The sequence below is a fragment of the Pseudomonas sp. LTR0 genome, from assembly GCF_036630035.1.
In the GTDB taxonomy this organism is placed as follows: Bacteria; Pseudomonadota; Gammaproteobacteria; order Pseudomonadales; family Pseudomonadaceae; genus Aquipseudomonas; species Aquipseudomonas putida_Y.
Genome location: NZ_CP123734.1, coordinates 2,862,903 through 2,884,789 on the forward strand (window position 1 = coordinate 2,862,903; position 21,887 = coordinate 2,884,789).

Below are 21,887 nucleotides of genomic sequence, written 5' to 3' on the forward strand. Positions count from 1 at the left end.
GTTCATGAATAGGCTGTCCCTGCGTCATTACGTGCGCTTTTCGGCCATTGCCGGCCTGGCCCTTCTGCCGCTGGCCAGCTGGGCTTCAGACTGGCAGGTCAGTGTCGATGAGCAAAATGGCTTGCCTACCGTGACACACGGCGGCGGCCCGGTCATGAAGGCCAAATTCGATTTCTGGGCTGCCAACTGGAGCTGGACCGGTTTCTATACCGACTTCAAGGTCAATGGCCCTTACCACTACACGCTGCGGGGCAAGAACAAGGAACTGGACTTCGACCTGCAAGCTGACATCCGCAAGGAACAGGCGCAAACCCTGAGCTGGGCCTTCGACCTCGACGCCCACAGCCGCCAGAGCGGTGTCATGGGTGGCGGCCTGGTGTTCCAGTTCGACCCGGCGCAAATCGCCGGCGACATGGGCGCCCCGCAGTTGCTGCCCGACAACCGCGGCTGGACCTGGGGCAAGGCCGACCAGGGGCGACGCATCGAAATGCGCTTCGACCCGCCACTGGCCAAGGTCTATTTCGAGCGCGGCAACCCGTCCGAGCTGCGTGCATTCCTCTACAAGGACCCGATCAGCGCCGGCCGCCAGCAGCTCAAGGCCGTGCTCAACGTGACCGGCGACATCGAACTCGGCCCTACCCCCAGCGAGCGCTTCGGCCTGGCAGACCCTGCCAGCTGGCCTGATGACCAACTGGACTGGCGCACCTCGCCGGTGGACCTGTCGTTCCTCAACGCAGCGGAGAAACCCGCCGGCAAGCGTGGCTTCGTGAAGGCGGTCGGCGACCAGTTGATGTTCGCCGACAACACTCCAGTGCGCTTCTGGGGCACCAACTTGTCGGCCTACTCGTTGTTCAAAACCCCTGACGAAGAAATTCGCCTGCAGGCCAGACGCCTTTCGGCGCTGGGCTTCAACCTGGTGCGTCTGCATCACCACGACTCGCCCTGGGTCAGCCCCAACGTCTTTGGCGACGGCACCTTGGTGCATGATACCCAGCAGCTCAGCGCCGAATCGCTGCGCAAGCTCGACCTGTGGATCAAGTCACTCAAGGACGAAGGCATCTACATCTGGCTGGACATGCATGTGCAGCGTGCGTTCACCGCCAACGACAACATCGAAGACTTCAAGGAGCTTCCCGAGAAGGACGGTCGCGTCGACCTGAAGGGTTACGCCTACGTGAACGACAGTATCCAGCAAGCGATGAAACGCTTCGCCGAGCAGTACCTGACCCATGTGAACGAATACACGGGCCTGGCCTACAAGGACGACCCGGCCATCGCCGCCGTGCTGATCACCAACGAGAATGACCTGACCCAGCATTACGGCAACGCCCTGATGCCAAACAAGGATGTACCGCGCCACAGTGCGCGCTACATGGCCGCAGCCAAGGCCTTTGCCAAACAGTTTGACCTCCCCGTCGACCTTACCTGGCGTGCCTGGGAGCATGGGCCGTCGAAGCTGTTGCTCAACGAGCTGGAACAGCGCTTCAATGCCGGCATGATCGCCCACCTGCGCAGCGTGGGCGTGAAAGTGCCCATTGCTACCACCAGTACCTGGGGCGGCAATGGGCTTAGCGCGCTTCCGGCACTGAGCGTTGGCGATGTCATCGACGCCCACAGCTACGGCGACGCAGGCCAACTGGAAAAGAACCCGCTGACCAGCGACGGCATGATCGACTGGATTGCTGCCGCCCAGGTCGTCGGCAAACCGCTGACTGTCACCGAGTGGAACGCCGAGCCCTTCCCGCTGCCGGACCGTCACTCGCTGCCGATTTACATCGCCGGCACCGCCAGCCACCAAGGCTGGGACGCCATGCTGCAATATGCCTACAGCCAACAGGCGTTCAACCCGGGTTGGCGCACAGCGGACAACTGGCACGCGTACAACGACCCGGCGATGATCGCCACCCTGCCCGCCGCTGCCCTGCTCTATCGCCGTGCCGACGTGAAGCCCGCCACCACTCGCTACGTGTTCGCACCGACACCTGCCACTCTGTACAACCAGGAAATCACCCCGCGTAACTCACCGCTGCTGCGCACGGCCATGGAAAAGGGCCAGCTGCAGATCGCCCTGCCACACACGCCGGAATTGCCCTGGCTAAAACCCGCGACCATCCCGGCAGGCGCGCAGGTGCTGCACGACCCGGGGCAAGCGCTGCTGGCCGCCGATGCCACCGAGTCGGTGACCGATACAGGCGAGCTCAGGCGCAATTGGCAACAAGGCATCTACACCATCGACACGCCATTGACCCAGGCCGCCAGTGGCTGGCTGGGTGGCCGTCCGATCAACCTGGGTGCCATTCAGATACAAACGAAAACGCCTTACGCCAGCGTGGTGGTCCAGAGCCTGGACGGTAAGCCACTGGGCCAGTCGCGCGAACTTCTTCTGTCTCTGGGCACCCGTGCGATGCCCAAGGCCGATGACAAGACGCCGTTCAATGTCGAGCCCCTTGAAGGCAGCCTGAACATCAAGGCACCTGCCGGCCTGAAACTGTTCGCCCGCGATGCACAGGTGCAGCTGAAACCGCTGCCGGTGGCCTACAAGGATGGGCAATACACCATTACCTTCGACGGCACCTACATGTCCAACTGGCTATTCTTGAAATAGAGCATAGGGCCATCTACGCTCAGGTCACCTGTAGATGATCATCCCACCTGCACGTGTCAGGGAGTGTTCACTGCGTCTGTAAACAGCAGATTCCAGGAGGTGGGGATGAAATATCTGGTTGTGGGTGGTGCGGGCTACATTGGCTCACACATGGTCAAGCACCTGCTCGCCGCCGGCCATGACGTGCTGGTGGCGGACCTGGTCTCACCTGGCCCCGGCATCCAGTGGGCCAGGCTCGATATCGCCGACGAAGCCGCGCTGGACGTGCTGTTTGGCGTTTGTCGCTTCGATGCAGTGTTTCACTTCGCCTCGTTCATTCAAGTGGGCGAGTCGGTCACCGCGCCTGGCAAGTACTACCAGAACAATGTCGCAGCCACCCTTGCCCTGCTGCAGGCCATGGTCAATGCCGGCATCAGGCACCTGGTGTTTTCTTCGAGTGCCGCCGTATATGGCAACCCACAGTACGTGCCGATCGATGAAGCGCACACCAAGGTACCGATCAACCCGTACGGGTTGAGCAAATGGATGGTCGAGCAGATTCTTGAGGACTTTGACCGGGCCTATGGTTTGAAGTCGGTATGCCTGCGCTATTTCAATGCCGCGGGCGCTGACCCAGAAGGTCAGCTCGGGGAACGTCATGACCCGGAAACCCATCTGATCCCATTGATCCTGCAGGCTGCATCGGGTCGGCGCGAGGCGGTGACAGTGTTCGGTCGTGACTACGACACACCGGATGGCACCTGCATACGCGACTACGTGCATGTGGCAGACCTGGCGGCGGCCCATGCGCTGGCGGTGGATTATTTACGGGCCGGTGGCGAACGTGCCGCGTTCAACCTGGGCAATGGCCTGGGCTTTTCGGTGCAGCAGGTGATCGATACGGCCCGGGCAGTGACCGGGCGGCAGATCAGTACCCTTGACGCACCGCGCCGCGCGGGCGACCCGCCACGGCTGGTGGCGGATGCGAGCAAAGCCATCCAGGTGCTGGGCTGGCGCCCGGCGTTCGCTTCGCTGGAGGAGATTGTGCGGCATGCGTGGCAGTGGGAGTTGCAGTATCCCTGGGAGCGCTGAGTTGGTTTCGCTCCCTGTAGGCGCAGCAAAAGGCTGCACCTACAGGCGGACGGCCAGAAGGCTCAGTATCAGTAATAGGTCCGCGGCTGTTCGTCAGCCTTGTTCAACACAGTCCCGATCAGGTTCACCGTGGCCAGGTGATGCAGGCAATCCTCGATTTCCTTTTTGTTGTTCATCCCGTTGGCCACCACCAGCAATACACAATCAAACTTGGGCATCACGGTGATTGCATCGTCCGAGCTGAGCAGCGGTGGCAAATCGAAAATGCAGATGCGCGACTCGTAGCGGTTGCGCAACTCGCCAATCAGGTTGTTCACCTTGGGCGAGGACAGCATCTCGGTCGACAGGGGGACGGGTACCCGCGTCGGCAGCACCACAAAGCGCGGCAAGGTCGGGTTGACCAGGCAGTCCTGCAGCTCGGCCTTGTCCGTCAGAAACTCGTTCAGTGCCTGCTCCATGGGCAGCCCCAGGTAACTGCCGACCTTGGGCCGGCGCAGGTCGAAGTCCACCAGTAACGCAGTCTTGGTGGTGTGGTGGGCAATACTCATGGCCAGGTTGATCGCCAGCATTGTCTTGCCCGCTTCAGGCGTTGGCGAGGTGATGGCCAAGGTACGCCAGCCGTTCTCGTCCATGGCCCTGAGCACCTGCGTACGCAACAGGTCGATCGGCCCGTTCATGTTGGAGTTCTTGTTGTACGCGACGATGCGGTTGCGCTCCAGGTGGTCTGCACGCAGCGGTACCACCTTGGTGTTCACGTAATCGAACTGACCCGGCACTTCTGCCAGCGCCGTACCGGGGGCGGGAGACAGTGCCTGGGGAGTACCTGGGGTAACCTGATGAATATTGTTGCCAACAGCCGGCTTGATCCTGTCCATCACTGCTTTCCCTATACAAACCGAGACATGACTTTGTACAACAGCACATCCAGTGGCATGTAGAACACGTGCACCAGCCCTATCATGATAGCTGCCAGCGCCAGTGCCGCCAGGATCAGGCGATTGCGCCAGCGCTTGCGTCGGGCCACGTCGGCTCGGGTATCGATATAGGGCAGTGCCACCAGCACCCGTTTGCCCAGCAGGCTTTCCAGGGCGCCAACGCCGCGCACGCGCTGATTGAGCATTTCCAGCAGCATCACCAGCGCACCGCCACCAGCTGGCGCCAGCACCAGGCCCAGCGCGGCGATTTTCTTGCGGTTGGGCTTGATCGGCTTCTCGGGCAACAGCGGAGGCTCCAGCAGCACAAAGCGTTCAGCCTTGTTTTCCTGCTCGAGGCTTTCGGTAATTTTTGCGCCCATTTCCTTGGCACGAATCTCTTCGTATTTCTTGCGCGCGTTGTCGTGGTCACGCATCAAGGTCACCAGGCCACGCTCGACCTGCGGCGCCTCGAGGATCTCGGCCTCGTACCCTTCCATTTTCCGGGTCAGCTCGCGCTTTTGCTCTGCCAGCGAGGCGATACGCACCTGGGCGGCGCTCATCTTGGCACGGACACGGGCCACGTCGAGGCTGACCGTGGACGCTGCCGCAGTGCGACCACCACTGGCTTCGAGCGCCTGGATCTTGCGTTTGATCGCCACCACATCCGGGTGGGCGTCCTTGTAGCGGGTCAGCAGCCGGGCGTATTCGGCTTTCAGGCTTGGCAGGTCCTCGGGCTGGTCGGCACGGGTTGATCGGGTGCCTTCGGCAGCCTTGGTGGCAAGGCCTGCATTGGCCGCAGACAGTTCCAGCTCCAGGTAGCGCAGCTCTTCCTGGGCAGCCTTGTAGTCACGGTCGACCTCACGGAATTCCAGCTCCGCACGCGACAGCATGTTCATGCGCAGGGTCTGGTGCTCGGGCAAGGCATTGGCGTGGGCCTGCTTGAAATCGGCCAACTGGTTTTCCAGGCTGGCCAGCTCGGCGCCCAGCTTGTTGGCTTCCTGGGTGAGGAATTCGGTGGTTTCGTTGGCCCGCTCGGTGCGCTGCTTGAGGTTTTCGTTGAGGAACAGCGTCACCAGTTCGTCGGCGACTTCCTTGGCCACTTGTGCCTGCTTGTGCTCGAACGACACAGTGAACGCCACGGTCGCTTCACCACGTCCACGCACGTAGGTGGTAAGGGTTTGGACCACGATCGCGTTGCGCATCTGGTCGATCTTGTCGCTTTCGCTGAAGCGCTTGTCGGCGAACAGGTCATACTTGCCGATGATGCGCAGCAGGTTTTCGCGGGTCATCACCCGTTGGCGGATCACCTCGATGCGCTCATCGGCAAAAGTGGTGGTGTTGGTCGACACCAGCTCGGGTGAAATCTGCTGCGACTCCACCAGAATGGTGCCGGTCGACTGGTAGATCGGCGGCACCATCAACGCGACGGCCACGGTCGCGGCGAGAATGACTGCGGCACTCACCCCTAACACCAGGGCCCTGTCCTTGATAATGGCGATGTAATCTCTGAGGGAGAGCTCGTAGTCAGACTTCATAGGGCCACCTTGAAGTTCAGATGTCGGGGTACCTGTACGTCAACGTCAAACCAACGATCGTAGCGGTCGCATCCGGTACATGGTCCTGCTGCCGTTCTTTGTACATCAGCGACAGGCGCAGGTCCCAGTAAGGCGAAAACTGGCGGCTGGCCCATACGCTGTAAGTCTGCAGCGTGTTGGGCGACTGCCCTTTGCTGTCTTGCCACGCGGCGTCCGCGCCCACCCGGGACAACTCGGTCAACGCATAGCTCCACACACCCCGCACCTGGTCCAGCTCGGCGAAGCCGCCTTCGGCACTGGCCACCGTGCTGCGCTCGGCTGTGAGGCTGGCATCGGCACGCGGGCCGGTGTACAGCAACGCAACCCCACCCTCCCCGCGTCGGCCGCCGCCGTCACCTGACACTTGGTTGACGCCAATATGGGCATCGGCGCTAAAGCCTTCGGCAAGCTGGTATTTGACGCCGACTGCCGGGGTGTAGCTGTTGGAAGCGGTCGCGGTAAGGTCCTGTTCGGGCTCATAGCGCCGGGCACCAAAACGGGTATACAGATCAGCCCGCTCGTTCCAGGCGTAAGTCCAGGTAAAGACGTTCGCCAGTTCGTCGTAGCCCGTCAGCGTGCTGATGTCGTAACGGGCACGGTTGTAGGTGGTTTCGTTGCTCAAGGTACTGCGCTCGGTCACCGCCTGGCTCCAGTTGCCAGTCAAGGTGTAAAGCTTCTGCGTACCGTCGGTGGTAATCACCCCGGTATCCAGTACTGTCCCCGACAACGTCGAGCTCTCGTTGTAGCGCGCCACCAGGCCGAAACGCCCCCGCTCGGTGGTGCGCTGCCAGCCCAGGCTGATATCAGGATCTTCACGGTCATCGACGATATCCGTATCGGACGAGCGCAGCACATGCATGCCAAGCCCCAACCTCAATTCGTCACGGTCAAAAGTGCCGATCAGGGTGTAATCCGGCGCGATGATCGTGCGCGTTATGCCCTTTTCCCCCGAGGTCAGCAGCAATGGGTTGCTGTCGTATTCGACGGATGTCGGTACCACCACCGTAGACTGCCAATTTGCCGCCAGTACCGCGTCCGTAAACGGCAAGACCAAGATTGCCGTTGCAATGCGAGTTGTTCTAAGAAGAGGCATTAAATGTTCTTATTAAAAGGCAAGATCAAGGAACGACCAGCGTATCGCCAGCCTGGAGTTGGATGTTGGTGGACATGTCCCGGCCAGACACCAGGTCCTTATATCGCACGGGCAGGATCTTTTGGGAAGCACCCGTGCCGCGGACCACCTTGATTTCGCTTTCGTCAGCAAACTTGTCCAGGCCACCTGACATGCTCAGCGCCTGCAATACCGCAGTGGGGCCTGCCATTTGCACAGGCCCGGGCTTGATCACTTTGCCTTGGACATAGACCATATTGCCGGCAATGCTTTTGACGACAACGCTGACGTTAGGGTCGGGGAGGAATTTTCCGAGTTTGGCAGCGACCTGCTTTTCGACTGCCGTCACGTCCAGCCCGGCAACATTGATGCGCCCGGCCAGGGGGAAGGTAATACTGCCATCGGGCAGTACGGTGGCTTCTTGACGCAGGCTGTCTTCCTGCCACACCGAAACCATCACCACATCGCCGGGGCTAAGCAGGTAGGGAGCACCGCTCTGGTCGGCGTTAGCGGCGCCGGACCCCACCGTCAGCATGCACAAAGCGGCAAATATTGAACGCACCATGAGGGTCCCTCCGGCCAAATGGCCCGACAAAGAGCACTGAATGAGAACAACACACCAACTCTCGCTCCGCTTCACGGCGCACAGCTGCCGCGATGGCCTCGACCTTCCTGGAGGCCCTTACCTTGACGCTGTAGACGTGGGCTGCAACGTTCTGTAAACGTTGGCCCTTACGGGCTACTGGGAATATAGCAACGGTTGGAGAATTCACAAGCCATGCCTGTGGCCTCTCGGCAATGGGCAGTCACTTCGGGTACAAGGTGTCCGGTTCAGATCTTTCTGCGGTTGGCAACAGCAACAAAACCGACGACAGCAAAGGCAAAGAACCAGCCTGCAGTTGAAACAGGAATGATACTGTTCTGATTGATATACGAATCTGCCGCACGGGCAGCACCACTTAGCATCACCAGCAAGAACATCGATTTGATTATCAGAGTCGAGCGCATACTCCCCTCCTAAAAACAGGAAAATCAATTAGTTATTGGCGCGGTGTTGCGGGGTTGTTTCGTTGTTGATTTGAGCTTATGGGCACAATGACACTACGTCAATGATCCGACACCATAATAAAATTCAATGGGCGATGGGTGCTTTCGTCAAAAAAACGACATGCAGATTATGCAAGGGAGGGCTGCTGCGATGAATCTGGCGTTTCACAGCTGAGAATACGCGGGGGCATACCTGCCCCCCCACGTATTCATTCGTCCGCGTGGTGAACCACGACCAGTAATTGCGCTGGAGTAACACCTACCGAGCGCAGCCGGTGCGGCGTCTGGGCATTGAAATGCAGGGCGTCGCCCTGCTCCAGCATTACCCGCTCGCTCATGAAATCCACTTCCACCTGGCCTGCGTGAACAAACAGGAACTCTTCGCCCTGGTGTTCCTTGAACGTGGGGTCGCTGAACTCGGACGGCGGCTGGATCAGAAACGGCAGCAGGCTGCGCTGGCCAACCTGACTGGTGAGGGCCGCGTACCCCGGCCCTTGTCCATCGCCAACCAAGGCCTGGCGCTCGGTATGGCGCACCAGGCTGTAGCGGCTCTGCCCGGCCTGTTCTTCGGCGAACAGCTCTTCGACATTGACGTTCAGCGCCCTCGCCAGTTTCAGCGCCGCAGCGATCGAGGGCGTGTTGAGGCCCCGCTCGACCTTGGACAGGTAGCTTTTGGTCATGCCAGTCTTTTCGGCCAGCATTTCCAGGGTCATCCCCAGTTTCTTACGCAGCAGTTTCAATCGGATAGACATGTGACGCGGGTTTCCCAGGCTGAGGCAGCCATGATACGCGTCTAATAGCTGACGCCAAGCCTGCAGAGGCCTTGAATCAAGGCATCACTGGCGGTACGTACTGCAGCGTTGTACCCAACGCCCACAGCAACACCAGCACCAACGGCACATGCACCAGCAATTGCACGAACGAGAACCCGATCAGGTCGCGCGCCTTGAGCCCCAGCACGCCCAGCAGCGGTAGCATGTAGAACGGGTTGATCAGGTTCGGCAAGGCTTCGGCCGCGTTGTAGATCTGCACCGCCCACCCCAGGTGGTACTGCAGGTCGTTGGCCACCAGCATCACGTAAGGGGCTTCGATGATCCACTTGCCACCGCCTGAAGGGATGAAGAAGCCCAGCACCGCGGAATACACGCCCATCAGCACGGCATACGTGTCGTGGGTGGCAATCTGGGTGAAGAACAGTGAAATATGGTGGGCCAGCGTCTGTTCATCGACGCCCTTCACCTGGGTGAGGATGGCGGCGATCGAACCATACAGCGGGAACTGGATCAGCACACCGGTGGTGGTCGGTACCGCACGCGCCACCGCGTCAAGGAAGCTGCGTGGGCGCCAGTGCAGCAAAGCACCGAGCATGATGAACAACAGGTTGTAGGTGTTGAGCCCCGAGATGGCGGTAATCGCGGGTTTTGTCGCAAACTCCTGATAGAGCCAGCCAGCAGCCAAGGCCACCAACAGCAGGATCAGGATCGGGCTGTGTTCCAGCCACTCCCCCGGGCGCGTGCGTTGCGTGGCGGGTGGCGCTGTGAAGCTGGGGTCGACACCGCAGTCTTCGGCGCTACGTGCGCTGTTCGGGCCCGGCGCGGTGGCGTAGGCGATCACCAGCGAGACCACCACCAGCGCCGCCAGCATCACGCCGGACTGCCAGAGAAAGATGGTTTCGGTAAACGGAATCACCCCGGTTATCGACAGGATTGAAGGTGGCAGGCTGGCCGGGTTGGCCTGCAACTGCGCCGCCGAGGATGACAGGCCCAGCGCCCACACCGCACCCAGGCCCAGATAAGCCGCCGCACCCGCTGCGCGGTAATCCATCTTCAGGTCGGTACGCCTCGCCAGGGCGCGTACCAACAAGCCTCCAAACACCAGCGACAGCCCCCAGTTGAGCAAGGAGGCCAGCATCGAGATCAGTGCTACCCAGCACACTGCCGAGCGCCCATTGCCGGGGATGCGCGCCAGGCGATCGATCAGCCTCGCGGCGGGCGGCGAGCTGGCCACCACATAACCGCCGATGACCACGAAGGCCATCTGCATGGTGAACGGTATCAGGCTCCAGAAACCGTCGCCAAAAGCCTTGGCGGTGTCGGTCGGTTTGGCGCCCATGGCCAGTGCGCCAATACACACCAGCAGTACCGCCAACGCGGCGAACACCCAGGAGTCGGGGAACCAGCGTTCAGCCCAGTTGGAGCAGCGCAAGGCAAAGCGCGCGGAGCGGCTGTCTTGAATTTCAGCGGCCACGGTGAATTCCTTTTATTGGTTTTATGAGATGAAGCGGTATTGCCAGGCAACGCAAAAAACCTGTGGGAACGGGCTTACCCGCGAATGCGGCGGTCTATGTACCGACGCATTCGCGGGTAAGCCCGTTCCCACAGGGTGAGATCACGTCATGCCTTAGAAGGTCATTTCCTTCACATCATCCGGCACGATCAGCTTGCCGGCGGTTTTCTCGATAATTTCCTCGACGCTGACCCCAGGTGCGGTCTCGCGCAGGATGAAGGCGCCGTCTTCGATTTCCAGGTAGGCCAGGTCGGTCAACACCTTGCGGATGCAGCCAGCACCGGTCAGCGGCAGGCTGCACTGCGGCAGCAACTTGGACTCGCCGTCCTTGGAGGCGTGGGTCATGGTGACGATGATGTTCTCGGCGCCGGCCACCAGGTCCATGGCCCCACCCATGCCCTTGACCAGCTTGCCCGGAATCATCCACGAGGCGATATTGCCCTGCACGTCCACCTCGAAAGCGCCCAGTACAGTCAGGTCGACGTGGCCGCCACGGATCATGGCGAACGATTGTGCCGAATCGAAGATCGAGGCGCCGCGGCGGGCGGTGACAGTTTGCTTGCCGGCGTTGATCATGTCGGCATCGAGGGTGCTTTCGGTCGGGAACTCGCCCATGCCGAGCAGGCCGTTTTCCGATTGCAGCATCACATCCATGTCGGCGGGTACATAGTTGGCCACCAAAGTGGGGATGCCGATGCCCAGATTGACGTAGTAACCGTCCTTCAGTTCACGAGCAACGCGTTGCGCCATCTGTTCGCGGGTCAGTGCCATGGTCAGGATCTCTTTGTTGTTCTGTTGGATGGCGCTCAGGCCTTGACGGTGCGCTTTTCGATACGCTTTTCGAAGGTGCCGACGATGACACGGTCCACGTAGATGCCCGGGGTGTGGATTTCGCTTGGCAGCAGCACGCCGGGCTCGACGATTTCTTCCACTTCGACCACGGTGATCTTGCCGGCGGTGGCCGCCAGCGGGTTGAAGTTTTGCGCAGTGTTGCGGTAAACCACGTTGCCGTAGTGGTCGGCCTTCCAGCCCTTGACGATGGCGAAGTCACCGGTGATGGATTCTTCCAGGATGTACTTGCGGCCCTTGAACTCGCGGACTTCCTTGCCGTCGGCAACCGGGGTGCCATAGCCAGTGGCGGTGTAGAACGCCGGGATGCCGGCACCACCTGCGCGCATTTTTTCGGCGAGGGTGCCCTGTGGGGTCAGCTCCACTTCCAGCTCGCCACTGAGCAACTGGCGTTCGAACTCGGCGTTTTCGCCCACATAGGAAGCGATCATCTTGCGAATCTGTCGGTCTTCCAGCAGCACGCCCAGACCAAAACCGTCGACACCGCAGTTGTTGGAAACCACGGTCAGGCCCTTGACGCCACGCCGCTTGATTTCGCTGATAAGGTTTTCCGGGATGCCGCACAGGCCGAAACCACCGGCCAGTACCGTCATGTTGTCGCTCAGGCCTTCGAGGGCCTGTTCATAGGTTGCAACGCGCTTGTCCAGTCCTGCCATGCTGATCCGCCTTTTGTAGTTGTTTAACCGACGAGGCTGTCGGTGAGCGTGTGCAGACATCTTCACCGCAAGCGACTGATTTGTTAATTTTGTTTTCATCATCGATTGATAATTTTTACAAAACAAACGACAGGCCCGACATGAACGTCAAACAACTGCGCGCCTTTGTCGCCGTGGCCAAGTACCAGAGCTTTGCCCAGGCCGGTGAACACCTGCACGTTTCGCAACCGGCACTGAGCCTGACCATCAAGGCGCTGGAAGAAAACCTCGGCGGCGCCCTGCTCAGCCGCACCACGCGCAGCGTCAGCCTGACTGCCGAAGGCGAAGTGCTGCTGCCGCTGGCACGCCGCCTGCTGGCCGACTGGGACGACACCGAAGAGATGCTGCGCCAGCGCTTTACCCTGCAATTGGGCCGTGTGTCGGTGGCGGCCATGCCGGCTTTTGCCGGCAACCTGTTGCCCCACTCGCTCAAGGTGTTTCGCCAGCGCTACCCCAAGGTCAACGTCACGGTGCACGACGTGATCAACGAACAGGTACAGGAACTGGTACGCCATCGTCGCGTCGAACTGGGCATCGGCTTCGAGCCGGATAACATCGATGGGCTGGACTTCCATCCGTTGTACATGGACCGCTTCGTTGCGGTAGTGGCCGCCGACTCACCCTTGGCACTGCTGCCCCAGGTCAGCTGGGCACAGCTGATGGCCGAAGATTTCGTGGCCCTGCAGCGCCCTTCAGCGGTGCGCCTGCTGATGGAGCAGAATGTGGCGGCCCGCCACGGCAAGCTGGCAGTCGCGTTCGAAAGCCACCAGCTGACGACCATTGGCCGCATGGTTGCCAGCGGCCTGGGGGTCAGTGCCGTTCCGGCGCTGTGCATCAACCAGATGCAGGAACTGGGTGCCCGCTGCGTAACCTTGGTCGAGCCCACTGTCGAGCGGCGCATCGGCGTGATTGCCCTCAGCGAGCACAAGCTTTCCACCGCAGCGCAAGCACTGCTTGAGGTTCTTCTTTCCAATACCCGCATCCCGGAGGTGACATGCGTTACGTAACACTGGCAGGCACGAGCGTCCCAGCGATCGGCCAGGGCACCTGGTACATGGGCGAAGACCCAGGTCGCAAGGCTGCCGAAGTCGCGGCGCTGCAACAGGGCATCGAGCTGGGCCTGAACCTGATCGACACCGCCGAGATGTATGCCGAAGGTGGGGCAGAAGAGGTCGTTGGCCAAGCCATTGCCGGGCGCCGCGACCAGGTATTTCTGGTCAGCAAGGTCTACCCGCACAATGCCGGCCTGCGCGGCATGGCGGCTGCCTGCGAACGCAGCCTCACCCGGCTGGACACCGACTGCATCGACCTGTACCTGCTGCACTGGCGTGGTCAGCACCCGCTGGAGGAAACCGTCGAAGGCTTCGAGCGCTTGCGCGAGCAAGGCAAGATCAAGCGTTGGGGCGTGTCCAACTTCGATGTCGACGACTTGCGCGAACTGCACAACCCTGATTGTGCAACCAACCAGGTGTTGTACAACCCGGCCCAGCGTGGCATCGAATTCGACTTGCTACCGTGGTGCGAAAAACGTGGCTTGCCGACCATGGCCTACTGCCCGCTGGCTCAGGCCGGGCGCTTGTTGCAGCACCCGGTACTGGCGGAAATCGCAGAGCGTCATGGCGCCACACCGGCCCAGGTCAGCCTGGCCTGGGTGACCCGCGATGACGGCGTGATCGCCATCCCCAAGGCGGTGGCGCCCGAGCACGTGCGGCTCAATGCAGCAGCGGGAGCGCTGACCTTGACCAGCGAAGACCTGCGGGCGATCGATAAGGCGTTCCCTGCACCGACGCACAAGCAACGGTTGGCGATGGTGTAACCGGCGAGCACAAGCTGGACCAGTAGATGGCCTCTGTGGGCGCGGGCATGCCCGCGAACACCGGCAATGCCGGTGCCCTGCAACGCGGTGGCTGCTGCTCGGGCTCGCCCGCTTCCACAGGTAGCCGTGCAAGTACCGAGCGTTGAGCAAGCCTTGAGCAACTGCGCCACCCGCCGCTGCCGTTCGCCAAGCGCAATCTGGCCCAGGACGCGACCTTTGTGGGAGCGGGCATGCCCGCGAACACCGGCAAGGCCGGTGCCCTGCAACGCGGTGGCTGCTTCGCGGGCTCGCCCGCTCTCATCAAACAAAATACAACCCACTGTTTTCTAAGCACTCAAGCGGCCACCAGCTGATACCCCAGTTTCCGGGCTTTGCGGAGCAAAGCCCGGACCTGCCGGTCCTGGCTTCTGGTTTCGAACTCCTCAAGACCTTTTTCAACATAAGCCTGCTTCTTGGTTAAAAGGTTGTACACCAGACGTGCCAACTGATGCGCAGTGGCCTTGATGGCGCAGCTGGTATCCATTCGAGTCAGTCTGGCTCGGTGCGATGCACCAATGAAACCCTTGTCGTTACGGGCATTGGATGCAGCCTGCTTGGATCGTGTCCCGGGAAGTGGTGTAACTCATCATGGTTCTGGCCGCTGAGTTCGCCGTTTAGTTGATCACGGCCGACAGCTTGGCCTGTGGATTATCGCTGACTGCCTCAAAGGCCTCCAACTGCATGTAACGCCGTTGCAGGCACCACTCGTCGTTCTGCTCCAGCAGCATCGCGCCTACCAGCCGTGTGATTGCAGGATCGTTGGGAAAGATGCCTACGACGTCGGTGCGGCGTTTGATCTCCGCGTTAAGCCGCTCCAGTGGATTGGTGCTGTGTAATTGCTGTCGGTGCGCTTTTGGAAACGCCATGTGAGCCAGCACTTCATCCTCGCAGCCGTCCATGAGTGTCGCGATCTTGGGGTATTTTTCGCGTAGCTGATCAGCGACCAAACGCCATTGCTGATGGCATTCGGCACGGCTGTCCTGGGCGAAGACTGTGCGCAGTAGGGCCGCCACCATGGTGCGCTGACCTTTGCCGACGTGGGCCATGGCATTACGCATGAAATGCACACGGCAGCGCTGCCAGGTCGCGTTGAAGACCTTGGAAACAGCCGCCTTGAGCCCTTCGTGGGCGTCGGAGATGACCAGTTTCACGCCCCGCAAGCCACGTCGCGTGAGGCTGCGCAGGAAGTCTGTCCAGAACGGCTCAGCCTCTGACGGCCCAACCCGCATGCCCAGGACTTCGCGGCCACCGTCGGTGTTCACGGCCACGGCGATTATTACGGCGACCGAGACGATGCGTCCGGCCTCCCGCACTTTGACGTAGGTGGCATCGATCCAGAGATAGGGCCAGTCGCCCTCAAGCGGGCGGTCAAGGAAGGCGTGAACGCGCTCATCGATCTCACCAGCTAGCCGTGAGACCTGGCTTTTGGAGATGCCGGTCATGCCCATGGCTTTGACCAGCTCGTCCACTGAGCGTGTTGAAACGCCTTGGATGTAGGCCTCCTGGATGACTGCCGCCATGGCTTTCTCAGCGGTGCGTCGAGGTTCAAGGAAACCAGGGAAATAGCTGCCTTGGCGCAGCTTGGGAATCTTAAGGTCGACGTCGCCTGCGCGGGTTTGCCAAAGACGATCGCGGTAGCCATTACGGCTATTTGTCCGGTCTGGGCTTTTGACATCGAAGCCCGCGCCGCACAGGCCTTCGACGTCGAACTCCATCATGCGCTGGGCAACGAACTGGATCATTTGCTTGAGCAGATCAGCGTCTGCCCCTTTCTCAACCAACTCGGTCAATGCGATAGTGGGCTTGGTCATCGTGGTTTCTCTGGTGAGTGTTTGGTCTTCGCAAACTCAACGTTAGCCAAGAACCACGATGACCATCCTCTTTCGCCCGCAGGGCGCCTTCGGCTGGTTCAGTTACACCACTTCCCGGGACACGATCCCTGCTTGAGTGCTTGAGCTGCTCGATTGACTATTTTTGGCCCACCACTTGCCAGTCGATGACCGCCGGAGATTCGAGTAGGGGGAGCCAGTCCCAACCAAGAGCAGAAGTGCTGTGAGGACGGGAAGCGTGATAGATCTGTACCGATCTCCCCTGTCAGCACTAATGCAGTGTCCACCCCAATGGTTGGAATTGCGGTTAGGTCCACGCCAAGAACTTTCCACAATGTCTGATGCAGTTCAGTCTGTTGGGCACCGTTTCGGTGCGGGCTCCGTAAAGGCTTATTGGATGGCTCTGGCTTGTTTTGCAGCACCGGCAACTGCTCTAACGCGGCTTTTATGGCGTCGTCACAATCAGCAATTTGCTGCTCCAGGAAGTCATAGGCAGCCAATTCCTGAGTTAGCGCATGCAAATGCTCGCGCCGCCAATTGCCATGAAGACTCCGAGCGACAGCCTCCTTGCCTGCCTTGATGCGGCGGTCGGTCAGTTCAGCCAGTTGCACTGGGTCCCGTTCACCTGCGCAGATGGCTCGCAAAATCTTCATGCCAGTTACGCCGGAAATATCACTGATGACATTGGCCAGCTGGATGTTCATTTGGCTCATGGCCTTTTGCATCCGGTTCAGCGTCTGCGCCTGGTCTTTCACTTTGGAAGCACGCTGCCTGACCAATGACCGGACGCAGCAGGTCAGATCATCGGGGCGGAATGCGCCTCTGAGCAGTCCATGAGTCATCAGCTGCCAAATCCACTGGCAATCCAGCACATCTGATTTACGGCCCGTGATTTGCCGAGTTGCTCTGGCATTGACGAGATAAACCTCAAAACCGCGCTCGCTGAGAATCTCGTAAATTGGAATCCAATAAACCCCCGTGGATTCCATGGCAACGACCTTGATCCCCAGGCTTTCAAGCCAGTTAGCCATCTTGAGCAGGTCGTCAGTAAAGGACGTGAACGACTGGACGGGATTTTCGTGCCGGGGATCGACCGCCACGAAATGCTCTCGACCACCGACATCGATCGCTGCGCAATCGGGATGGACGACGGTAAAGCGTTGCTTGGAAGGCTTGCGCGCCATGATGAATCCTCGCAGGATAAAGGGCGCGCGGGGCACACGGTGGCGAAAGGGTTCACTCTCTCATACGTGGTCACAGCTGAATCAGCTGATGCCTACAGGGACTTCACGCCGATACCGTGCGGATCACTCTCCCACGCGGGTGTGCGGACACACACCAGTGCTGGCTACGATCTCTGTCCCGCGCACACGAACCCTAACAAAGCAAAAGGCGGCTGGCCCTACCGGGCCAACCGCCTTTTCTTTTTCAAAATGTCAGCGTCGCTGCGGATCTAAAGCCGTACACCTCATGTTTGCTGCGCGACAGCGCAGCCCGGAAGGGCTGGGTGATCTCCCACAGGGACCGCGCAAGTACAGAGCGTTGGGGTTTCAGTGGAAATCCCGGCTGCGTACATCCAGCCCTTGCAGCAGCGAACTCACATCCTCCAACCGCCGAGCAATCAGGTGCCGCACCCCATTCTCCTGCTCCAGCCGCCCACTGACCTTGAGCAACTGCGAACCCACCAGCGCCCGCCGCTGCCGTTCGGCCAGCGCACGCCACACCACCACGTTGACCATGCCATGCTCGTCCTCCAGGGTAACGAAGGTCACACCGCTGGCGGTTTGAGGCCGTTGCCGGCCCACCACCAGCCCGGCCACGGCAATGTTGTCGCCATGCTCCACACCCTGTAATTCACTGGAGCTGCGACACCCCAGGGCCCTCAGACGAGAGCGCAACAGGGCCAGTGGATGTGGGCCAAGCGTAGTGCCGAGGGTTTGATAATCGGCCATCAGGTCCTCGCCCACGGTTGGCACGGGCAATTGCACCGGTTCTTCAGGCAAGGCCTGCACATCGGCGAACAACGGCAGCTGCGGCTGCACCGCCGCCACCTGCCAGCGCGCCTGATGCCGATCGCTGGCCAAAGCGCGCAGCGCCCCGCCATCAGCCAGGCGGGCACGGGCCCGAGCGTCCAGGCCGGCGCGCAGGCACAGGTCTTCGACGTTGCGCCACGGCCGCTGCGCCCTCGCCTGCTGCACGCGCCTGGCATCGGCTTCGGCCAGGCCACGCACCAGCCGCAGCCCCATGCGAATGGCCAGGGTGCCTTCAGCATCAGGCTCCAGGGTGCAGTCCCAGTCGCTGTGGCAGACATCAACAGGCCGTACCTCGATACCTTGGCGGCGAGCCTCTTGCAGCAGCTGATCAGGGCTGTAGAAGCCCATCGGCCAACTGTTGACCAACGCACAGGTGAAAATCGCCGGCTCATGGCACTTCAACCAACTGCTGGCATAGCACAGCAAGGCAAAGCTGGCCGCATGCGACTCAGGGAAGCCATAGCTGCCAAACCCCTTGATCTGCTCGAAGATGCGCTCGGCAAACGCCAGCGTGTAACCATTGCGCAACATGCCCTGCACCAGCCGTTCGCGGTGCGGTTCCAGCCCGCCGTGGCGCTTCCAGGCTGCCATGCTGCGGCGCAACTGGTCAGCCTCGCCCGGGGTATAGTCGGCCGCGACCATCGCCAGTTCCATCACCTGCTCCTGGAACAGCGGCACGCCCAAGGTACGTTCGAACACTTCCTTCAGTTGCGGCGACGGATACGTCACCGGCTCCTGCTTCAAGCGCCGGCGCAGGTACGGGTGCACCATGTCACCCTGAATCGGCCCGGGGCGGACGATGGCGACCTCGATGACCAGGTCGTAGAACTTTTGGGGCTGCAGCCGCGGCAACATGGCCATTTGCGCGCGTGACTCGATCTGGAACACGCCCATGGTCTCGGCACGGCTGATCATGGCGTAGGTGGCCGGGTCTTCGCTGGGGATGGTCGCCAGGGTCAGGTGCCGGCCACGGTGGTGTTGCAGCAGGTCGAAGCAGCGGCGCAAGGCGCTGAGCATGCCCAACGCCAGTACGTCGACCTTGAGCAGGCCGACCATGTCCAGGTCATCCTTGTCCCACTGGATCACCGTGCGCTCCGGCATCGCGGCATTCTCCACCGGCACCAGCTGGTCGAGCGGTTGCTGGGAGATGACAAAACCGCCCGGGTGCTGTGACAGGTGCCGAGGGAAGCCGATCAGTTCGCCGGCCAGCACCAGCACCCGCCGCAACGAAGGGCTGCCCGCTTCGAAACCGGCTTCGGCCAGGCGCTGGTCATCGGGTATGCGATCGCTCCAGCGGCCACAACATTTGGCCAGGGCATCCACCTGGTCGGCGGGTAGCCCCAGCACCCGCGCCACATCCCGCACCGCACCGGCGGCATGGTAGGTGTTGACTACCGCAGTGAGCGCCGCCCGGTGCCGGCCATAGCGACGGAACACATACTGGATCACCTCCTCGCGCCGGTCGTGTTCGAAGTCCACGTCGATGTCCGGCGGCTCGTTGCGCTCGCGCGACAGGAAGCGCTCGAACAGCAGGTGGTGTTTCATGGGGTCAAGCTCGGTGATGCCCAGCACGAAGCACACCACCGAGTTGGCTGCCGACCCCCGGCCCTGGCATAGGATGCGCTGGCTGCGGGCGAAGGCGACAATGTCGTGCACTGTCAGGAAGTAACTTTCGTAGCCCAGCTCTTCGATCAGCCCCAGTTCCTTGGCAAGCACATCCCGCACTTTGCCACTTGGCCCGCCTGGCCAGCGCAGCGGCATGCCTTGCTCGCACAATTCGCGCAGCCAGCTTGCCGGGGTATGCCCCTCGGGCACCAGTTCGCGTGGGTACTGGTAGCTCAGTTCGCTCAGGTCAAACTGGCAGCGCCGGGCAATGACCAGGGTCTCGGCCAGCAGGTCGAGCGGATACAGCTCGGCCAGTTGCGCCTGGCTGCGCAGGTGCCGTTCACCATTGGCAAACAGAAAGCGCCCGGCCTCGCTCACCTGGCAATGCTGGCGGATGGCGGTCATGCAGTCCTGCAAGGCACGGCGGCCACGCACGTGCATGTGCACGTCGCCACAGGCCACGGTGCGAATGCCTACATCAGCCGCCAGCGCCTGCAACCGTTGCAGGCGCATGGCATCGTCACTGCCCCGGTGCAGGTGCACGGCCAGCCACAGGCGCTCAGCGAACACACTGCGCAGCCACGCGCCGGTAGCGGTATCGCCACTGTCAGCGGCCACCCACAGGGCCAGCAGGCCTTGGTGGTGCAGCAACAGGTCCTCACGAAACAGCTGGTACGCACCCTTCTCTGCCCGCCGGCGGGCACGGGTGATCAGGGCGCACAGGTTCTGGTAGCCGGTCAGGTTCTCGACCAGCAGCACCAGCTTGGGCCCGTCGCACAGTTGCACCTCGCTGCCAACGATCAGCCGCAACTGGTGCACCTTGGCTGCCTGCCAGGCGCGCACGATACCGGCCAGCGTGCATTCGTCAGTGATCGCCAACGCCTGGTAGCCCTGCTCACGCGCACGCCGGAACAGCTCGTCGGCGCTCGAAGCACCGCGCTGAAAGCTGAAGTTGGAAAGGCAATGCAGTTCGGCATAACCCGGGGTGTTCATGCGAACCAACCCTGCAGCCAAAGCGGGCCGGCCTGGCTCAGGTCGCGGTAGGCCCAGCCGCGCAAGCCGTCACGGGTTTCGATGCGGTAGTAGTCGCGCCGCACATCGCCGCCATCCCACCAACCTGATTCGATACGTTCGGCGTAGCCCTGCACCTGGTAGGCGGCGTCATCCAGCGCGATCGGTGCCGACAACAGCCAGCCCGGGCGGCTGCCCGGTGCAACCGGCATGTTGCCTTGGGCACCCTGCTCTACCAAGTGCCAGGCGCATTCGGGGCGGTGATCGGCTGCTGCGCCAAGCCCCTTGACGGCCTCATCCCCCAGGCGGGCGCGCAGCCGCTCACGCAACTGCGCCCAGGGTTGCGCCTGTTGCGCCCGCGGGTCGAACAACGCCTGATGCTGTGGCACGAAGGGTGGCAAGTCTTCGGCAACCAGCCGCAGGTTGCGCACCGGTGCGGGTATGCGCAGCGGCTCAAGGCGCGCGCGGGCCAGCTCGAACAGCATCGCAGCATCGCGTTCCGCCGCCAGCAGGCCCACCTTGAGCAGGGTATCCGGCCCCTCGGCGTGCTCCAGATGCAGGCAGAAGCGCTGCACGCCACAGTCTCGCCCGGCCAGAAAGGCAGCAAGGTCGTTGAGCATGCGCCGCAGCGGGAACAACAGCGCCTGGTGCGACTCGACGTCAAAGTTGAGTTCCAGCCGGGTTTCGAAACGGTCCGGTGGCTGGTAGAAATCCAGCCCCAGGTTGCGCAGGCCGAGCAACTGATCGAGGTGCAGCTGCACCTGGGCCGCAAAGCGCCTGGCCAAGGTATCGCGCGGCAAGGCCAAAACCTGGCCCAGCTGGTGCAAGCCCATGCGGGCAAACGCTTCGGCCGCCTCTGCCGGCAGGCCGACGCGCGTGATGGGCATGCCAAGCAGCGCCGCTCGGGTGGCGTCGACATCGCCCACGGCCAGGCCATCGTGGCCATTGGCGAGCATGCGAGCAGCCACCGGGTTGCTGGCCAGGACAATGCGTTGACGCAGGCCCAGTTCTGCCAGCTCCTGACGCAGACGCGCCTCGAACAAGGGCCAGGGCCCGAATAGTTGCAGGCTGGAGCCCACTTCCAGCAGCAGCGCCCGTGGGTAATGCAGGCTGACCTGGGCGCTGAAGCGGTAGGCCCAGGCCGCCAACAGCTGCTGCACCTGATCGATGCGTTTGGGGTCGGCTTCGACACAGGTGAAGCCATCAGCCAAGGCACGCGCTGCGGTCAGGGTTTGCCCGGCCCGCAGGCCCAGTGCAGCGGCCGCCGGATTGACTGCCTGCAACAGGCGACGCTGGGTCGGCCCGCCAATCAGCACCAAAGGCGTGTCAGGGTCGTCACGCTCACGCAGGACGGTGTCCAGCGCAAGCTGCGGGAGCAGGATGCAGGCCCAGAGCATGGTGC

General features: G+C 61.6%; 16 protein-coding genes and 2 pseudogenes. 4 read left to right on the forward strand and 14 right to left on the reverse strand.

Annotated features, from left to right (window positions below):
* The first annotated feature begins 4 nt into the window (after positions 1-4).
* Together QCL51_RS13210 and galE are read left to right on the forward strand one after the other, a co-directional pair.
* Positions 5-2,605, forward strand: a complete 2,601-nt coding sequence (locus QCL51_RS13210) for a glycosyl hydrolase family 5 (RefSeq protein ID WP_103463141.1) — start codon at positions 5-7, stop codon at positions 2,603-2,605.
* Positions 2,606-2,710: 105 nt separating this feature from the next.
* On the forward strand, positions 2,711-3,676 hold the full coding sequence (gene galE, locus QCL51_RS13215; RefSeq protein ID WP_021785067.1) for a UDP-glucose 4-epimerase GalE: 966 nt from the start codon (positions 2,711-2,713) through the stop codon (positions 3,674-3,676).
* Positions 3,677-3,744: 68 nt separating this feature from the next.
* Here galE and QCL51_RS13220 read toward each other — a convergent pair whose 3' ends face one another.
* The 9 genes from QCL51_RS13220 to QCL51_RS13260 form a co-directional block, all read right to left on the reverse strand.
* A complete protein-coding gene (locus tag QCL51_RS13220; RefSeq protein WP_021785066.1) occupies positions 3,745-4,551 on the reverse strand; it encodes a CpsD/CapB family tyrosine-protein kinase in 807 nt (268 codons plus the stop codon).
* A gap of 11 nt (positions 4,552-4,562) precedes the next feature.
* Positions 4,563-6,125, reverse strand: a complete 1,563-nt coding sequence (locus QCL51_RS13225; protein WP_021785065.1) for a Wzz/FepE/Etk N-terminal domain-containing protein — start codon at positions 6,123-6,125, stop codon at positions 4,563-4,565.
* Between the two features lie 16 nt (positions 6,126-6,141).
* Entirely contained in the window at positions 6,142-7,257 is a 1,116-nt protein-coding gene (locus QCL51_RS13230; protein ID WP_021785064.1) for a hypothetical protein, read from the reverse strand.
* A 25-nt stretch (positions 7,258-7,282) separates the two neighbouring features.
* Positions 7,283-7,840: a polysaccharide biosynthesis/export family protein gene (locus QCL51_RS13235; RefSeq protein WP_338443400.1), complete on the reverse strand. Its 558-nt coding sequence runs from the start codon at positions 7,838-7,840 to the stop codon at positions 7,283-7,285.
* 266 nt (positions 7,841-8,106) lie between these two features.
* Complete coding sequence (locus QCL51_RS13240; RefSeq protein ID WP_021785062.1) at positions 8,107-8,283, reverse strand: hypothetical protein; 177 nt, start codon at positions 8,281-8,283, stop codon at positions 8,107-8,109.
* Positions 8,284-8,531: 248 nt separating this feature from the next.
* Positions 8,532-9,074 carry an XRE family transcriptional regulator gene (locus tag QCL51_RS13245; RefSeq protein ID WP_021785061.1) on the reverse strand — a complete coding sequence of 181 codons (543 nt, stop codon included), beginning with the start codon at positions 9,072-9,074 and terminating at the stop codon, positions 8,532-8,534.
* Between the two features lie 76 nt (positions 9,075-9,150).
* Positions 9,151-10,569 carry a TIGR00366 family protein gene (locus QCL51_RS13250; protein ID WP_021785060.1) on the reverse strand — a complete coding sequence of 473 codons (1,419 nt, stop codon included), beginning with the start codon at positions 10,567-10,569 and terminating at the stop codon, positions 9,151-9,153.
* A gap of 153 nt (positions 10,570-10,722) precedes the next feature.
* Entirely contained in the window at positions 10,723-11,379 is a 657-nt protein-coding gene (locus QCL51_RS13255; protein ID WP_021785059.1) for a CoA transferase subunit B, read from the reverse strand.
* Positions 11,380-11,414: 35 nt separating this feature from the next.
* Positions 11,415-12,113 (reverse strand): CoA transferase subunit A, encoded by a 699-nt coding sequence (locus QCL51_RS13260; RefSeq protein WP_020192902.1) that lies wholly within the window; start codon positions 12,111-12,113, stop codon positions 11,415-11,417.
* A gap of 140 nt (positions 12,114-12,253) precedes the next feature.
* Between QCL51_RS13260 and QCL51_RS13265 the strand changes: the two genes are divergently transcribed.
* Together QCL51_RS13265 and QCL51_RS13270 are read left to right on the forward strand one after the other, a co-directional pair.
* Positions 12,254-13,159 carry a LysR family transcriptional regulator gene (locus QCL51_RS13265; protein WP_010954013.1) on the forward strand — a complete coding sequence of 302 codons (906 nt, stop codon included), beginning with the start codon at positions 12,254-12,256 and terminating at the stop codon, positions 13,157-13,159.
* The gene (locus QCL51_RS13270) at positions 13,147-13,968 is read left to right on the forward strand and encodes an aldo/keto reductase (RefSeq protein ID WP_338443407.1); all 822 of its coding nucleotides are present in this window, start codon (positions 13,147-13,149) and stop codon (positions 13,966-13,968) included. The genes QCL51_RS13265 and QCL51_RS13270 overlap by 13 nt, the downstream gene beginning before the upstream one ends.
* A gap of 334 nt (positions 13,969-14,302) precedes the next feature.
* Here the strand turns inward: QCL51_RS13270 and QCL51_RS13275 are convergent.
* From QCL51_RS13275 to QCL51_RS13295, 5 genes and pseudogenes are all read right to left on the reverse strand, one after another.
* Positions 14,303-14,563 (reverse strand): annotated as a pseudogene (locus tag QCL51_RS13275) (IS110 family transposase); the annotation flags it as partial.
* 58 nt (positions 14,564-14,621) lie between these two features.
* Positions 14,622-15,818: an IS256 family transposase gene (locus QCL51_RS13280; protein ID WP_004575957.1), complete on the reverse strand. Its 1,197-nt coding sequence runs from the start codon at positions 15,816-15,818 to the stop codon at positions 14,622-14,624.
* Positions 15,819-15,946: 128 nt separating this feature from the next.
* Positions 15,947-17,020 (reverse strand): annotated as a pseudogene (locus QCL51_RS13285) (IS110-like element ISPpu9 family transposase); the annotation flags it as partial.
* Between the two features lie 366 nt (positions 17,021-17,386).
* Positions 17,387-20,467 (reverse strand): error-prone DNA polymerase, encoded by a 3,081-nt coding sequence (locus tag QCL51_RS13290; RefSeq protein WP_338443409.1) that lies wholly within the window; start codon positions 20,465-20,467, stop codon positions 17,387-17,389.
* The gene (locus QCL51_RS13295) at positions 20,464-21,882 is read right to left on the reverse strand and encodes a DNA polymerase Y family protein (RefSeq protein ID WP_021785055.1); all 1,419 of its coding nucleotides are present in this window, start codon (positions 21,880-21,882) and stop codon (positions 20,464-20,466) included. Before QCL51_RS13295 ends, QCL51_RS13290 begins: the two co-directional genes overlap by 4 nt.
* Between the last annotated feature and the right edge of the window lie 5 nt (positions 21,883-21,887).